Below are 16,506 nucleotides of genomic sequence, written 5' to 3'. Positions count from 1 at the left end.
TCGTTTCAGGGCAATCAGTATTGACGGGCCTTGGCCAATCGTTCGTTGAGGGTCTTGGCCACCGCATCGGTGCGCGCGCTGGTGGAGACTTGCGCCACGCCGACCCGCCACCATGACAGGTATTTGTGAATCATGGTTTTGGGCAGGACCTTGATGTCGATCAGCGTCGACACCGTCTGCAAGCGTGCATCGGCCAACGCGGCTTGCAGCTCCTCGACGGTGTTGACCTTGTAGGTCTTGCAGCCGTAAGCCGCCGCGCTCATGGCGAAATCCACCGGCACGAAACCGCCATCGAGCTTGCCGGTTTCAGGATTGCGGAAACGGAACTCGGTGCCGAAGCTGTCCATGCCGTGTTCCATTTGCAGGTTGTTGATGCAGCCGAAGGTCATGTTGTCCAGCAACACCACGTTGATCTTGCGGCGCTCCTGGATCGAGGTTGCCAGCTCCGAGTGCAGCATCATGTAGGAGCCGTCGCCCACCAGTGCATAGACCTCGCGCTCAGGCTCGGCGAGCTTCACCCCCAGTGCGGCGTTCACCTCATACCCCATGCACGAATAACCGTATTCGACGTGGTAGGTGTTCACGCCCTTGCTGCGCCAGCTGCGCTGCAAGTCGCCGGGCAGACTGCCGGCGGCGGCGACGATCACCGCATCATCGGCCAGGGTTTCATTGAGCACACCGAGCACCCGGCTCTGGGTCAGGCAGGAACCGGTCAGCTCGATGAATTCGCGCAGCACCGCCGGGTCCAGGTGATCGTTGATTTCCGGGACGAAGTCTTGAGTCTGGTATTCGACCTGATAGATGCGGTCGACTTCCTCGTCCAGCTGCGCCCGGGCCTGTCGGGGTTGATCGCCCCAGCCGGAGCGATAGTCACCCAACACAGCGACCAAGGCGTTCAAGCCGGTTTTGGCGTCCGCCAGCAGTTGCACGCCATCGAGTTTCAGGGCGTCGCAAGGGCTGATATTGAGGTTGAGAAATTGCACGTCCGGGTGTTTGAACAAGGATTTCGACGCGGTGGTGAAATCGCTGTAGCGGGTGCCGACGCCGATGATCAAATCAGCGTCCTTGGCCAACAGGTTCGCCGCCAGACAACCGGTTTCGCCGATCCCGCCGACGTTCAGTGGATGGCTGGACACCACCGCGCTCTTGCCGGCCTGGGTTTCGGCGAAAGGAATATCGAAGCGCTCGGCAAAGGCCTGCAACGCTGCATTGGCACCGGAATACTTGACCCCACCGCCGCAGATGATCAGCGGTTTGCGCTTGCCTTTGAACAACGCCACGGCATCGCCGAGCATCGCTTCGGTGGCCGGACGGCGCTCGATGCGATGCACGCGTTTTTGCAGGAAGTAATCGGGATAGTCGTACGCCTCGGCCTGCACGTCTTGCGGCAGGGCCAGGGTGACGGCGCCGGTTTCGGCGGGATCGGTGAGCACGCGCATGGCGTGGATCGCCGCAGTCATCAGTTGCTCGGGACGGTTGATCCGGTCCCAGTATTTGCTCACGGCCTTGAACGCGTCGTTGGTGCTGATGCTCAGGTCGTGAAACTGCTCGATCTGTTGCAACACCGGGTCCGGTTGGCGGCACGCATAAACGTCACCGGGCAACAGCAGCAAGGGAATACGGTTGGCGGTGGCCGTGGCGGCAGCGGTCAGCATGTTCGCCGCGCCCGGGCCCACCGATGAAGAACAGGCGTAGATCTTGCGCCGCAGGTGTTGCTTGGCGAAACCGATGGCGGCGTGGGCCATGCCTTGTTCGTTGCGGCCCTGATGGACGATCAGGTCGCCGCTGTCCTGTTCCAGGGCTTGCCCCAGACCCAGCACATTGCCGTGGCCAAAAATGGTAAAGATCCCAGCAACGAATTTGCTCTGAACCCCATCGACCTCGATGTACTGGTTATCGAGGAATTTCACCAGGGCCTGGGCCATGGTCAGTCTTGTTGTGGTCATGCTCGCACCTTTTCCGTATGCAAATCCGATGTCAGCTCAGGGACTTCTGCAGGTGATCCATACTCGCGCCGATCGCCGTCTGGATATCCGCCAGGCCATGGACGCTGTCGGCAAACGGTTCGAACGACAGGTAGCCGCCATAGCCGCTACTGAGCAAGGTGTCGATCTGCGCCGCATTGCCGAGGATGTCGCCCTCGCCCACCAGCACCCGATGGCCGTCACGAATGGTCGCCAGTGGCGCCTCGGCATCTTCGACGCCGGAGATGTGCACCAACCCGGTCAGTTCAGGGAAGAATTCATGCTCGCTGGCCAGGTGATGGTGGAAGGTGTCATGCACCAGACGAAACACATCCAGCCCTCCGATGGCCTTGATCGCATCGACTGCCGTGCGTTTGCGCCGCAGCGAGCATTCTTCGAAACCCAGCGGTTCGATAAAGCCGAGAATACCGTGATCGCGCAGGATCGGTGCCAGTTCACTCAGCGCCGTGCGCAGGCCAGACGCACGCTGCGCTTCGGTTCGTGGATCGGCGCGGTCGTTCAATGGGCACATCACCAAGCCCCGTGCGCCACAGTCACGGGCATAAGCGGCAAGCTTCAGGGCGTGTGCGCGGCGCTCGTCATTCCAGACATCGAACGGATACAGCGCGTTGATCGACAGCACAGTGATGCCTTTGGCCGCGCACAGCTCACGGACGTGTTCGGGTGCGGTGCCATCCTCGATCTCGACGCCTTTGAGGTCGTTGCGAATCTCGATGGCGTCGGCCTTGAGGGTTACCGCCAATTCGATGAACGCCGGCAGGGACAAACGTGGGGCGACCATACGGTTCAAGGCGAAACGCAGGGGTTTGCTCATTTTTTGTTGTTCTCCGCACACGTGAATTATTTGGCTGTCGGCATGCTGAATTCAGGGCCCTTGGCGATGCTGTCGGGCCAACGCTGCATCACGCTTTTGTAGCGGCTGTAGAAGCGAATGCCTTCTTCGCCATAAGCGTGGTGATCACCGAACAGCGAGCGCTTCCAGCCGCCGAACGAGTGCCAGGCCATGGGCACCGGAATCGGTACGTTGATGCCGACCATGCCGACCTTGATGCTGCGGGCAAACGAGCGGGCGATGCCACCGTCGCTGGTGAAACACGATACGCCGTTGCCGAATTCATGGGCGTTGATCAGCGCCACGGCGCTGGCGAAGTCCGGCACGCGCACAATGCCCAGCACCGGGCCGAAGATCTCTTGCTGGTAGATGCTCATCTCGGTCGTGACCTTGTCGAACAGCGTCGCGCCGACGAAGAAACCGTTCTCGGCGCCTGGCACCTTGAAGTTGCGCCCGTCGACAATCAGCTGCGCGCCCTGGGCCACGCCTTCGCCGATAAACCCCTCGACCTTGGCCTTGTGTTCGGCGGTCACCAGCGGCCCCATGTCGCTGTCGCCTTGCATGCCATTGCCGACCTTCAGTTGATCGATGCGCGGCAGCAGTTTGGCAATCAACTGGTCACCGACATCACCGACGGCCACGGCAATCGAAATCGCCATGCAACGCTCACCGGCCGAGCCGTACGCCGCGCCGATCAGCGCATCCGCCGCTTGATCCAGATCGGCGTCGGGCATGACGATCATGTGGTTCTTCGCCCCGCCCAGCGCCTGTACGCGTTTGCCGCGCGAGGTCGCTTGCTGGTGGATGTACTCGGCAATCGGCGTCGAGCCGACAAAGGAAATCGCCTCGATGTCCGGGTGTTGCAGCAAGGCATCGACCGCCGCCTTGTCGCCCTGGACCACGTTGAACACACCGTCCGGCAACCCGGCTTCGGTGAGCAAGCGAGCCATCAACAAACTGGCGGATGGATCACGTTCAGACGGTTTGAGGATAAAGCAGTTGCCGGTGACCAGCGCCAACGGGATCATCCACAGCGGCACCATCACCGGGAAGTTGAACGGCGTAACGCCGGCGCAGACGCCCAATGGCTGGCGCAGGTTCCAGTTGTCGATGCCACCGCCGATGTTGTCGCTGAAATCGGTTTTCAGCAGGTTCGGCGCACCGCAGGCGTATTCGACGATTTCGATACCACGGGTCACTTCGCCCTTGGCGTCAGAGAACACTTTGCCGTGTTCGCGGCTGATGATTTCGGCCAGTTCGTTGTGATGGCGGTCGAGCAATTCCTTGAACTTGAACATCACCCGCGAACGGCGCAGGGACGATTGCTCGGCCCAGGCCGGGAACGCCTTCATGGCCGAAGCGACGGCCTCGTCCACGGTCTTCTGGCTGGCCAGCCCGACCCGCGCCTGAACGCTGCCGGTGGCCGGATTGAAGACATTGCTGAACCGCTCGCTACCGCTGTCCTGCACCTGACCGTCGATGTAATGGCCTATGACCGGGGCATCGCTCATTGTTCTTGTTCTCCGTTCGAATGTTTGAATTCAGGCGTTGTAATTCAGAGATCCAGAAGCCAGCTGTGCTGCGGATCGTTATGGAACTGCCAGACGCGTTTCGGGCCGGCCATCACGTTCAGGTAATACGACTCATAGCCGTAGGGCACGCTGACCGGGTGATAACCCTTGGGCACCACAACCAGATCGCTGTTTTCCACCGCCATGGCCTGATCGATGCTGCGATCGTCGGTGTAGACCCGCTGGAACACGAAGCCCTGGGGCGGGTTGATCTGGTGGTAATAGGTTTCTTCGAGAAAGCTCTGGTGCGGCAGATCGTCGGTGTCGTGCTTGTGCGGCGGGTAGCTCGACGAGTGACCGGACGGCGTACGCACTTCCACCACCAGCAGCGAATGGGCGGGCTCGGTGTCCGGCAAAATGTCGCAGACATAACGGGTGTTGGCGCCCTTGCCGCGCACACTGCGTTTCATGCTGTCGGGTTTGATCAACCGTGGGCCGAGGTTTTCGGTAGTCGAACCGGGGGCCGCGCACACGGCGATTTGCACGTCGCTCAACGCCACCACCTGGGCCTGGCTGCCGGGTGGCAAATACACGGCGAACGGTGATTTGTCTTCGAACACCGACTGACGATCGCCGATGTTGTCCCAGTCGAATGCGCCCTGCCCCGGTGCTTCACCCTTGATGCCGACCCGACCGCTGAGCAGCACCAGGCACAATTCCTTGTCGCCCGCGCTGACCGGCAGGGTTTCGCCAAGACTCAGGCGGTAAGCGGCAAAACCGACGTATTCCAACTCACCCTGACCCAACTCGACCATGGTCCGGCCACAGGCATTGCTCTTGACCAACAGGCTCATTGCGCGGTCCTCTCGTCGAGCAAGGCACGCAAGGTGTCGTAGCCTTTTTTGGCGTAGACGTAACTTGGTGCCACCGCCGGATCCTGCTCGGCTTCCACCACCAGCCAGCCGTGGTAGTCGGCGCCCAGCAGCACGTCGAGCAAGGCGCTGAAGTCGATGTCGCCATCGCCGGGCACGGTGAAGGTGCCGTTGATGATGCAGTCCGGGAAGCTCCAAAGATTGTTGCGCGCCAGTTGCACCACTGGTTTGCGCACGTCCTTGAAATGCACGTGGCAGACCCGTTCGATGTGTTTGCGCAATACCTGCAACGGCTCGCCGCCGCCCATGTAGCAGTGGCCCGAATCGAACAGCAGTCCGACTTCGCTGCCGGTCAACGCCATCAGTTTGTCGATGTCGGCCGGGGATTCGACGTAGGCCCCCATGTGATGGTGATAGGCCAGACGCACGCCCTGGGACAGGGTGAAGCGCGCCAGTTCAGTGAGTTTGTCGGCGTATTCTTGCCAGGCCTGCTCGGTGTGGAAACGTGGGCGCTCGACCAGTGGAATGCGCTGGCCTTGAATGGAGTCGGCGACTTCGCCATAGACCAGCACCTTGGCGCCGTTCTTCGCCAGCAGCTCGACATGGCTGCCGATGGCGTCGATTTCCTCGGCCACGGAACGGCGGGCCAGACGGCTGGAATACCAGCCCGACACCAGCGCCAGGTCGTAAGGCCGCAGCACATCGCCGACGCCTTTGGCGTCCTTGGGGAACTTGCCGTTGAGTTCAAAGCCTTCGTAGCCAATGTCCTTGCCTTCGCTGAGGGCGGTGCTCAACGGCGTCTCGCCACCGAGGGACGGCAGGTCGTCGTTGCTCCAGGAGATCGGATTGATGCCAATTCGGATAGCGGGCATGGCTGCACCTTTTATTGTTTTCTCAAAAATATTTGGCCAATCATCTGTGGCCAGTGGCGCTCTTGTGGCGAGGGGGCTTGCCCCCGTTCGAGTGCGTAGCACTCGCTATTTCGGGACCGCTTCGCGCTCCAACGGGGGCAAGCCCCCTCGCCACAAAAAGCCCAATCGACCACATAACTTTGTTCAGGCACGGGCCGTGCGCCAGGCATCGATCAGTTCGACGAACGTGCCCTGCACCTGACGAATCAGTGCCTCGTCGTCGATTTCACCGGCCAGCCACGCGCGGCTCGGTTCCTGGAAGATCGTCCGGCCCACGGCGAAACCACGGCAGGTCTGGCTCTGGCTGGCCTGCTGAAACCCTTCGGCCAGGGTCGCCGCCGGGGCATTCAGGCCCAGCAGCACCACGCCACGGCAATACGGGTCGCGTTCCTGAATCAGCTCGTCGAGTTGTTTCCACTCCTCGGCGCTTTGCGCTTCGATCTTCCACCACGCCGGGTAGATGCCCAGGTTGTAGAGGCGTTTCAGCGCGCGATACAGCACGTCTGGATGCGGTGATGGGTGATCCTTGGGCGGAATGATCTCCAGCAGCAATTCATGCCCGCTGACCTGCGAGGCCTGATACAGGCCCTTGATCTGCGCCTCTTGCTCCAGACGCAACAGCGGCTCATCGTCGGGATGGAATTGCACCAGGCATTTGATGATCTGTTCTTGCGGCCAGGCGATCAGGTTGCTACCGATCGAGCGCCCGTGTTCGAACGCCAATGGCCGCGAACCCTGCACTTCCACCGGCCGCGCTACCCACCAGCCACGACCGGTGGCGGCGTTCAGCGAGTCCTGACCGAAACGTTGATCGGCCAGCAAGCCGACATCGGCGTCGACACCCTGCTCACGCAAATCCGCCTCGACCCGTTCCACGGCTTTGATAAAGAGTTGTTTGAGTTCGCAGATAGCGTTCAGGTCGCGCCCGCCCTTGTGGGCCAGCTCCACCAGTTGCCCGCGATGATCGAAGGCAAAGATGAACAGCTGCTTCCACTGTTTGCGCGGCACGCTGACCTGATGCAGACGCTGCAACACGGCGTCCTGATCCGGCCGGGTGATCGGCACCGGGCTGTTGAACAGGTAATCGAGTTCGGCGCGGGTCGGCATCGCCGGAGCGCAGGCATGGCGCGATACCACCAGACCGCCGCAGGCATTGGCCAACTGGCAGCAGCGCTCGTCGCTGGCGTCCTCCAGCCAGCCACTGAGGAAACCCGACATGAAGGCATCGCCGGCCCCCAGCACATTCAGCACTTCGACGCGCACACCGGGATAGATCGCGCCGTCTTCGAGACGCGCCGGGATCGCCCCGTGGATCACCGTGCAACCTTGCGGGCCGAGCTTGACCACCAGCGTCGCCGCGCTCAGGCGCCGGACATTGCGCAGCGCGGTGAGCAGATCTTCGGAGCCGCCGGCGATCAGGAATTCTTCTTCAGTACCGACAATCAGGTCGAAACGCGGGAGGATTTTCTGCACGTGCTGGCTGACGTTCTGGTCGGCGACGAAACGGGTTTCACCGTCCGCCTTGCCGGCCAGGCCCCAAAGCACCGGGCGGTAGTCGATGTCCAGCACCCGTTTGACGTTGTGCTTTTCGGCGTAGTCCAGCGCCTGAATGCTCGCCTTGTAGACGCCGTCGGTGGAGAAATGGGTGCCGGTGATCAGCAGGGCTTTGCTGGAAGCGATAAAGGCTTCGCTGATGTCTTCGGCGCGCAACGCCATGTCGGCGCAGTTTTCGCGGTAGAACACCAGGGGAAAGGTTTCGCGATCCTTGAGGCCCAGCAGGACCATGGCGGTCAGGCGTTCCGGATCGACCTTGATGCCGCTGACGTCGCAGCCTTCACGGACCAGGGATTCAACGAGGAAACGGCCCATGTGGTCGTCCCCTACCCGGCTCAACATCGCCGACTTCAGCCCCAGCCGCGCGGTGCCGAAGGCGATGTTGGCGGACGAGCCGCCCAGGTACTTGGCGAAGCTGCTCACATCCTCCAGCCGCGCCCCGACTTGCTGCGCGTAGAGGTCGACGCCAAGGCGCCCGAGGCAAATCAGATCCAATTGACGCCCACTGGCAAAACGAGTCTGGCCCATGCTGGCTCCTGTTATTTTTATCAGCCTGCGTTCGGGGCGATGAAGGCGCCGAACACTCTTGGTGGATGCAGACTAAAACGACCGGGGCCGAACAATCAATATTTATTCCATATATTTTTTACGTGGAATATTTTTTCCAATAAACTTTGATACAAGCGTTCCAGACACCGTGCATCGTTTCAGCAGGCCCCAGGCCGATTGCAAGCTCAAGATTTTATTCCGGCCTACCCTGTAGACTGCGCACAGCCAACCTATTGTCAGGGGGTGACGAGAACCGTCATCTCTATAAGAACAAGCCAGAAGGATTTCTTATGTCCCGCACCGATCAGCCGGCTACGACCGAGAGCTCGCCCGACAGCGATCTCGCCAGCCCTCCGATCAATGCCGAGCGTCTGTTGCAGCTGATCACCGAGGAATACGAAAGCCTGCCGCGCCAGCTCAAACGCATCGCCAGCTACATGAGCCAGCAGAGCGACCGGATCATGGTCGACCGCATCAGCGACATCGCCCGCGAATGCGAAGTGCACCCGTCGGCCATCGTGCGCTTTTCCCAGCGCTTCGGCTTCAGCGGGTTCAGTGAAATGCAGGCGCTGTTCCGCGAGGCCTACACCCACAAGACCACGCCGGTGCAGAACTACCAGCAACGCATCCGCAGCATGATCGCCAACAAGTCGCAGAAGGCCAGCGGCGGCGACCTGGCGCGCGAATGCATCAACGCCACCCTGTCGGGTATCGAGCGATTGGGGCTGGAACTCGATGACCAGGCTTTCGACAAGGCCGTGGACCTGGTGGTGAATGCCGACAACATCTACGTGGTCGGGGTGCGTCGCTCGTTCGCGGTGGCCGATTACCTGGTCTACAACCTGCAACACACCAACAAGCGCATCCACCTGGTATCGGGCCTTGGCGGCAGTTACCGCGAGCAGATGCGCAGCGTGCGCGCCAACGACCTGGTGATCGCCATCAGCTTCACGCCTTACGGCAAGGAAACCCAGCACTGCCTGCGCATCGCCCAGCACCATCAGGCGAAAACCCTGATCATCACCGACAGCAACCTCTCGCCATTGGCCAAGCGCGCCAACACCGTGCTGCTGGTCAACGAGGGCAGCTCGTTTGCCTTCCGTTCATTGAGTGCCACCTTGTGCCTGTGCCAGGCGCTGTTCATCGCGGTGGCTTATCGACTGGAATTGAAGGTCGATGAGATTCATGAGCAGGCAGGCTTTGAGGATTAGCCTTCGAGGATGAACAATAGGCCTGAGGATTAGCGCGGAACCATTTGCACGTCGCTGAACCTCGGCTAAGGTTGTCCATCCCCAAGGACCGTCTGTAAGGAGAGGCTCAATGAAACTGATCGGCATGCTGGATTCGCCCTACGTGCGGCGCGTCGCCATTTCCGCCAAATGCCTGGGTATCCCGCTGGAACACGAGTCGGTTTCGGTGTTCAGGCACTTCGAGCAGTTCCAGCAGATCAACCCGGTGGTGAAGGCGCCGACGCTGGTGCTGGATGACGGTGAGGTGTTGATGGATTCAACGCTGATCATCGATTACCTCGAAGCCTTGGCCGCTCCGGGTAAAAGCCTGATATCCGACAATCCGGTTCAACGCTTGCGCTCGCTGCGGCTGATCGGCCTGGCATTGGCGGCGTGCGAAAAGTCGGTACAGCTTTACTACGAACGCAACCTGCGGCCAGCGGAAATTCAGTACGCGCCTTGGGTGAAACGGGTCGAAGGACAATTGGCGGCAGCGTATTCGGCGCTGGAGCGGGAGCTGGAAAAGCAGCCGCTGAAGACCGATGGCTCGATTGCACAGGATGGGATTAGCCTGGCGGTGGCCTGGAGTTTTACCAACCTGATGGTGCCGGATCAGGTGGATGCTGCGCAGTTTCCACTGATCAACGCGTTCACGGCGTATGCCGAAGGGCTTGAGGTGTTTATCGATACACCGATCGAGTAGGCAATACGCAGTAAGCCCAAACACTGAAAATCCCTGTGGGAGCGGGTTCCGCATTGGGCAATGCTCACCACAGGGGCCTGACGATCTGGCTGATTACCGCTTGGCCAATTCCATAATCATCCGCGACAGCAAATAAATCCGCGGCGCCACGCTTTCGACCTCGGCGTACTCTTCAGGCGTATGGATATTGCCGCCGACAATCCCGAACCCGTCCAGCGTCGGCGTACCAACACCCGCGGACAAACTCGCATCTGCCGCCCCGCCGCTGCCTTCTTCCGTCAACTTGCGGCCAATTTCGCCGTAAATGCCTTGGGCCATGGCCATCAAGCGATCCGATTCCGCCGTTTGCGGCATCGGTGGCAAGCCGCGCTTGAGGCTGGTGGTGACTTGCGTATCGGCAATCAGTTTGTCCTTCGACACCCGCGCCAGGTCCTTTTCGATCCGGTCGAATTCCTCCGGCACCGCCGCCCGCACATCAGCCTTGGCCGTAGCCTGATCCGGAATCACGTTGGTGCGGTCGCCGGCCTTGAGCACGGTGAAGTTGATGGTGGTTTTCTTCGCTTCATCGCCCAGTTTGCCGAGTTGCAAAATCTGGTGCGCGGCTTCCATGGCAGCGTTACGCCCCAATTCCGGGGCAACGCCCGCATGCGCAGCCTTGCCTTTGACCTCGACCACGGCAGTGGCGCTGCCTTTGCGCCAGACCACCAGGCCATCGGCCGGGCGGCCCGGTTCGAGGTTGAGGGTCACGTCGTGGGCCTTGGCGGTTTTCTTGATCAGGTCGGTGGCGACGTCCGAGCCGGTTTCTTCACTGGCATCTAGCAGGAAGGTGATCTGCGCGTAGTCCTTGAAGTCGAGGTTCTTGAGGATTTTCAGCGCATAGATCCCGGCGACGATGCCACCCTTGTCGTCCATCACACCCGGCCCATAGGCGCGGCCGTCCTTGATGTGGAAAGGACGCTCGGCGGCGGAGCCTTCCTTGAACACAGTGTCCATGTGCGCCATCAGCAGGATCTTCGCCTTGCCGGTGCCTTTGAGGGTAGCCAGCACATGGTTGCTCTCGTCCGGGGTGTTGGGCACCAGTTCGATGGTGGCACCCAGTTTCTTCAACTCTTCGATGGCGATGTCACTCACCTGGGTCAGGCCCGGTTCATAGCCGGAGCCGGAGTCGATGTTCACCAGCCGTTCCAGCAGTTTCAGGGCTTCAGCCTTGTACTGTTCAGCATCGGCGAGGACTTGTTTGTGGGGTTCGGCGAAGGCTGCGGGGGTGAAGGTGCCGAGGGCGAGGGTCAGGCCAAGACTGGTGGCCAGGAAGGAACGCGGGAGCTTGAACGTCATGAATCGATCCTTGTTTCGTGTCGGGGTCTTTAGACCCTACCTGACTACGACGCAAGGCTCTACACCGGATGCGACACATACAAACCTGCATGACCACACATTCCCTGTGGGAGCGGGATTGTGTGGTTATTGGGTTACACAGAATCCAGCAACTCTTTACGCGGCTTGCCGTCGCCATGGCAAATGACGCGGTTACGGCCGGTGCTCTTGGCTTCGTAGAGCGCCTGGTCGGCGTCGTTGAGCCACAGGGTCGCTTCGTCGTGGGCCGGGTTGAAGGCCGCCAGGCCGATGCTCAAGCTGACCTTCAGCGCCGGGTTCTGCTCGTAACCCAACGTGGCGAAACGAGCACGCAGCGCATCCATCGCCACGGCGGCACGCTCCAGCGGCAGGTCCGGCAGCAGCACGCAGAATTCGTCGCCACCATAGCGGCCGGCGACATCGGCTGCCCGCAGGTTCTGCTTGAGGATTTTGCTCAGCTGACGCAAGACGATGTCCCCGGCGACATGGCCGTAGGTGTCGTTGATGGTCTTGAAATGGTCGATGTCGATCAACGCAATCGCCCCACCCTTCTGCTGGCGCCGGCAACGCTGAAACTCGATGTCCAGCTGGTCTTTCCAGGCGCCGTGATTCAGCAGGCCAGTCAGGCTGTCGGTGCGGCTCAGGGCCAGCAACTCGCGCTTGTGTCGGCCGAGAGTGTGGGCCTGACGGAAGCAGACCCAGCCCAGGGACATCGGATAAATCGACAGCAAAGGTAAACAGGCGTATAGCTGAAATGGACTGGTTTGCGGGACAAAAGCCGGCATGAACACCAGCAGCCCGAGGCCGATCCCGAGGATCTGCGCGACGGCGCCCGCCAACAGAAAACGCAAGCCACCGATGGCCACGTTGTGCATCGCCATCATCGACAGCGTAGCTGCGCTGGGCAGCGGATTGAACTGCATGGCGGCCACCCAGAAACCGCCGAGAAACGCGTCCACCAGAATGTTGTGGTGTTCGGCGTGATAAGGAATTTTCGCCCGACGCGCCCATTGATAGGCCACATGCGGCCAGATGACGCCGTTGAACAGCATCACCACCCAGACCCAGGGCGCGGGGTCGAGTGGATACATCCCTGCACCGACACACAATAGTCCAAGGGCCAGTCCCAGGATGCGCGACCCATAAAGCCTCCTGGCCAATGAAAGTCCCTTTCCTCCCTTTTTTTCCATAGAGGCCTCTGTACTACTGAACCGAGCCTGACATCACATGGGTGAAAGTGATTGAAGTCTATCAGGGGAACGGCGAATAGCCATCACCGGATGACGGTCTGACAGCTGGTAGCTCCAATAGTGTGGCATCGCGATGAGGCGAGTGCCCAATGTTTGTCTATACATGAAGTAAGGGATCGATAAACCACGATAAACAGGAGGCCGCTGCAGAGGCTCCGCCAACCACCCTCAGTCCTGATCACTGCAAAAGGAATAGCCTGATGCTTTTGTTGGTTGTTGCTATCGCCGTTTTCGCGGCCTGGAGCTGGTTGAGCTACCCGGCCATCGGTTACTGGCTCTATGACTTGAACATGGCGCTGGAGGCCCGGCTGTATCGGTTGCACAAGCTTATCGTGCCGATCACCGAAATGACCGTCTCGACCTGGCAAGGCGGGCCCTACGAAGCCTCCAGCAACATACTGATGCTGCACGGCTACAGCGCCGACAAGAATATCTGGCTGCGCTTCGCCCGGCATTTTGTCAACGACTACCGGGTGATCATCCCCGACCTCGCCGGCCATGGCGAAACTGGTTTCAAGGCCGGTGGTGGCTACGACATTCCGGTCCAGGCCAAGCGGTTGATCCAGTTGCTCGATGTCTGCGGGGTCGAGAAGGTGCATGTGATCGGCAACTCCATGGGCGGCTACATCGCGGCATGGCTGGCGGCCAATTACCCCGAGCGTATCGTCTCGCTGGCGCTGCTCGACCCGGCTGGCGTCACTGCCCCGGAACCCAGCGACATGGAGCGCCACCTGGCTCGCGGCCATAACCCGTTCCTGATTCATTCCCGCGAAGAGTTTCAGCATTTCTACGCCATGACCATGGCTTCGCCGCCATGGGTACCGGGGATCGTGCTGGACGCCGTCGCCCAGCGCTATGAACAGCAGCGCGACGAACTGGAAGAAATCTTCAGGGACTTCCGGGCCAGCCCGCCGATGGAGCCAAAACTGCCCGATATCAAATGCCCGGCGCTGCTGCTGTGGGGGCGCAAGGACCGCTTGATCGACGTCAGCAGCGTGCCCGTCTGGAGCAAGGGCATCGCCGATCTGCGGGTGGAAATCTGGGACGGTGTCGGCCACATGCCGATGGTTGAGCAGCCGACCAAAACCGCACGCTTGTACCGGGAGTTTTTGCGGGCGCATCACATGACTCCCACCGCCTCATAGCAGCTGCTATGGGTTGGCGGATAATTCGGGAGGATGCTCGGCGATTCATACGAGGCGCGATTGATGAACATTCTTTACGACGAACGCATCGACGGCGCCCTGCCCAACGTCGACAAGGCGGTGCTGCTCAAGGCCTTGCAACAGGAGGTGCCGGATCTGGACATCCTCTGGCGCGAGGAAGAACTCAAGCCCTACGAATGCGACGGTCTCTCGGCCTATCGCACCACGCCGATGCTGGTGGCCCTGCCCCGGCATCTTGAACAGGTGCAGGCACTGCTCAAGCTCTGCCATGCCCGGAACGTGCCGGTGGTGGCGCGCGGGGCCGGCACCGGGTTGTCCGGCGGTGCGCTGCCGCTGGACAAAGGCGTGTTGCTGGTGATGGTGCGATTCAACAACATCTTGCACATCGACCCCGCCGCCCGCACCGCACGGGTCCAGCCAGGGGTGCGCAACCTGGCGATTTCCCAGGCAGCGGCGCCCTTCGGTTTGTATTACGCGCCGGACCCTTCCTCGCAAATCGCCTGTTCCATCGGCGGCAACGTCGCGGAAAACGCCGGTGGCGTGCATTGCCTCAAGTACGGCCTGACCGTGCACAACCTGCTGAAACTCGAAATCCTGACCCTTGAAGGCGAACACCTGACCCTCGGCGCCGACTCGCTGGACGCGCCGGGGTTCGACCTGCTGGCGCTGTTCACCGGCTCCGAAGGCTTGCTGGGGATCATCACCGAAGTCACGGTCAAACTGCTGCCCAAGCCTCAGGTCGCCAAAGTCCTGCTGGCCAGTTTCGATTCCGTGGAAAAGGCCGGTCGCGCGGTGGCCGAGATCATCGCCGCCGGGATCATTCCCGGTGGCCTGGAGATGATGGACAACCTGGCGATCCGCGCCGCCGAGGATTTCATCCACGCCGGTTACCCGGTGGAGGCCGAGGCGATCCTGCTGTGCGAACTGGACGGCGTCGAAGCCGATGTCCATGACGACTGCGAGCGAGTCCGCGAGGTGCTGCAACAGGCCGGCGCCAGCGAGGTGCGCCAGGCCCGGGACGAGGCCGAGCGCGTGCGGTTCTGGGCTGGGCGCAAAAACGCCTTCCCGGCCATCGGCCGTCTATCGCCGGACTACTACTGCATGGACGGCACCATCCCCCGTCGCGAACTGCCCGGCGTACTCAAGGGCATCGCCAACCTGACGCAAGAATACGGCTTGCGGGTGGCCAACGTGTTCCACGCCGGTGACGGCAACATGCACCCGCTGATCCTGTTCGACGCCAACCAGCCCGGCGAACTGGAACGGGCCGAAGCCCTCGGCGGCAAGATCCTCGAACTGTGCGTGAAAGTCGGCGGCAGCATCACCGGCGAGCACGGCGTGGGCCGGGAGAAAATCAATCAGATGTGTGCGCAGTTCAACAGTGACGAGTTGACCTTGTTTCACGCGGTGAAAGCCGCGTTTGACCCGCAGGGGCTGCTCAACCCCGGTAAGAACATCCCGACCCTGCACCGCTGCGCGGAATTCGGCGCGATGCACATCCACGCAGGAAAACTGCCGTTCCCTGAGCTGGAGCGTTTCTGATGGCGGATTTCGATGCCAGTGAAGCCCTGCTCGACCAGGTCAGGCAGGCGCTGGAAAACGCCACGCCGCTGCGCATTCAGGGAGGGAACACCAAGGCCTTTCTCGGCCGTGAAGTGGCCGGCGAAGTGCTCGACACCCGCGCCCACTGCGGCATCGTCAGCTATGACCCGACGGAACTGGTGATCAGCGTTCGCGCCGGCACACCGCTGAGCGAACTGTTTGCCGCGCTGGATGCCGCGGGGCAAATGTTGCCCTGCGAGCCGCCGTCGTTCGGCGAAGGCGCCACGGTCGGCGGGATGATCGCCGCGGGGCTGTCCGGGCCACGGCGCCCATGGTCCGGTTCGGTGCGGGACTTTGTCCTCGGTACGCGGGTGATCAGCGGACTGGGCACTCACCTGCGCTTTGGCGGCGAAGTGATGAAAAACGTCGCCGGTTATGACCTGTCGCGCCTGATGGTCGGCAGTTACGGCTGCCTCGGCGTGCTGACTGAAGTCTCGCTCAAAGTGCTGCCCAAACCCCGGCAATGCCTGAGCATCAGCCTGGACATCGACTGCGCCCGCGCCTTGGCCAATCTGGCGCAATGGGGCCAGCAACCGCTGCCCATCAGCGCTGCCAGCCACGATGGCCAGCGTTTGTACCTGCGCCTGGAAGGCGGCGAAGGCTCGGTCGCGGCGGCCCATCAACGGCTCGGCGGCGAGCCGCTGGACTCGGCCTATTGGTCCGACCTGAACGAACAACGACTAGACTTTTTCAATGAAGGCCTGCCGTTGTGGCGCTTGTCATTGCCCAATAACCTCGGGCCACTGGACTTGCCCGGCGAGCAGTTGATCGACTGGGGTGGCGCGCAACGCTGGTTGAAATCAGCAGCCGATAACATTCAATCACTGGCTCAGCAGCACGGCGGCCATGCCACCTGCTTCAGCCATGGCGTCACAGAAACGCCTTTCCAGCCCCTGGCCCCGGCGCTGCTGCGCTATCACCGGCAACTCAAGGCGCAACTGGACCCGCAAGGGTTGTTCAACCCCGGCCGGATGTACGCGGAACTCTAA

13 protein-coding genes are annotated in these 16,506 nt (G+C 61.3%); 5 read left to right on the top strand and 8 right to left on the bottom strand.

What is annotated here, in order from left to right:
• Positions 1-14 precede the first annotated feature (14 nt).
• The 6 genes from iolD to iolC form a co-directional block, all read right to left on the bottom strand.
• Positions 15-1,946: a 3D-(3,5/4)-trihydroxycyclohexane-1,2-dione acylhydrolase (decyclizing) gene (iolD, locus tag PSH69_RS11345; RefSeq protein WP_305412040.1), complete on the bottom strand. Its 1,932-nt coding sequence runs from the start codon at positions 1,944-1,946 to the stop codon at positions 15-17.
• A 31-nt stretch (positions 1,947-1,977) separates the two neighbouring features.
• A complete protein-coding gene (locus PSH69_RS11340) occupies positions 1,978-2,799 on the bottom strand; it encodes a TIM barrel protein (RefSeq protein WP_305412039.1) in 822 nt (273 codons plus the stop codon).
• Between the two features lie 26 nt (positions 2,800-2,825).
• Positions 2,826-4,328: a CoA-acylating methylmalonate-semialdehyde dehydrogenase gene (locus PSH69_RS11335; protein ID WP_086945491.1), complete on the bottom strand. Its 1,503-nt coding sequence runs from the start codon at positions 4,326-4,328 to the stop codon at positions 2,826-2,828.
• Positions 4,329-4,372: 44 nt separating this feature from the next.
• On the bottom strand, positions 4,373-5,182 hold the full coding sequence (gene iolB, locus PSH69_RS11330) for a 5-deoxy-glucuronate isomerase (RefSeq protein ID WP_305412038.1): 810 nt from the start codon (positions 5,180-5,182) through the stop codon (positions 4,373-4,375).
• Positions 5,179-6,072: a myo-inosose-2 dehydratase gene (gene iolE / locus PSH69_RS11325; protein WP_086945489.1), complete on the bottom strand. Its 894-nt coding sequence runs from the start codon at positions 6,070-6,072 to the stop codon at positions 5,179-5,181. The genes iolB and iolE overlap by 4 nt, the downstream gene beginning before the upstream one ends.
• 183 nt (positions 6,073-6,255) lie before the next feature.
• Positions 6,256-8,193, bottom strand: coding sequence for a 5-dehydro-2-deoxygluconokinase (iolC, locus tag PSH69_RS11320; protein ID WP_305412037.1), 1,938 nt, complete (start codon positions 8,191-8,193; stop codon positions 6,256-6,258).
• 311 nt (positions 8,194-8,504) lie between these two features.
• Between iolC and PSH69_RS11315 the strand changes: the two genes are divergently transcribed.
• Both PSH69_RS11315 and PSH69_RS11310 read left to right on the top strand, forming a co-directional pair.
• Positions 8,505-9,425, top strand: coding sequence for a MurR/RpiR family transcriptional regulator (locus tag PSH69_RS11315; RefSeq protein WP_007939390.1), 921 nt, complete (start codon positions 8,505-8,507; stop codon positions 9,423-9,425).
• Positions 9,426-9,534: 109 nt separating this feature from the next.
• On the top strand, positions 9,535-10,146 hold the full coding sequence (locus PSH69_RS11310; protein ID WP_305412036.1) for a glutathione S-transferase: 612 nt from the start codon (positions 9,535-9,537) through the stop codon (positions 10,144-10,146).
• 93 nt (positions 10,147-10,239) lie between these two features.
• On the opposite strand, the gene PSH69_RS11305 is transcribed toward PSH69_RS11310, so the two are convergent.
• Both PSH69_RS11305 and PSH69_RS11300 read right to left on the bottom strand, forming a co-directional pair.
• A complete protein-coding gene (locus tag PSH69_RS11305; RefSeq protein WP_018928036.1) occupies positions 10,240-11,481 on the bottom strand; it encodes a M20/M25/M40 family metallo-hydrolase in 1,242 nt (413 codons plus the stop codon).
• A 134-nt stretch (positions 11,482-11,615) separates the two neighbouring features.
• Entirely contained in the window at positions 11,616-12,689 is a 1,074-nt protein-coding gene (locus PSH69_RS11300; RefSeq protein WP_305412035.1) for a diguanylate cyclase, read from the bottom strand.
• 260 nt (positions 12,690-12,949) lie between these two features.
• Here PSH69_RS11300 and PSH69_RS11295 point away from each other — a divergent pair, with 260 nt between their 5' ends.
• The 3 genes from PSH69_RS11295 to glcE all read left to right on the top strand — a co-directional run bounded on the left by PSH69_RS11295 (position 12,950) and on the right by glcE (position 16,506).
• Complete coding sequence (locus PSH69_RS11295) at positions 12,950-13,894, top strand: alpha/beta fold hydrolase (protein ID WP_305412034.1); 945 nt, start codon at positions 12,950-12,952, stop codon at positions 13,892-13,894.
• Positions 13,895-13,957: 63 nt separating this feature from the next.
• Positions 13,958-15,457, top strand: a complete 1,500-nt coding sequence (gene glcD, locus PSH69_RS11290) for a glycolate oxidase subunit GlcD (protein WP_305412033.1) — start codon at positions 13,958-13,960, stop codon at positions 15,455-15,457.
• Positions 15,457-16,506 carry a glycolate oxidase subunit GlcE gene (gene glcE / locus PSH69_RS11285; protein ID WP_305412032.1) on the top strand — a complete coding sequence of 350 codons (1,050 nt, stop codon included), beginning with the start codon at positions 15,457-15,459 and terminating at the stop codon, positions 16,504-16,506. Before glcD ends, glcE begins: the two co-directional genes overlap by 1 nt.

The sequence above is a fragment of the Pseudomonas sp. FP1740 genome (genome assembly GCF_030687165.1).
GTDB lineage: Bacteria > Pseudomonadota > Gammaproteobacteria > Pseudomonadales > Pseudomonadaceae > Aquipseudomonas.
Note: the sequence above shows the minus strand (reverse complement) of the source record. Positions and strands in the feature narration are given on the sequence as shown.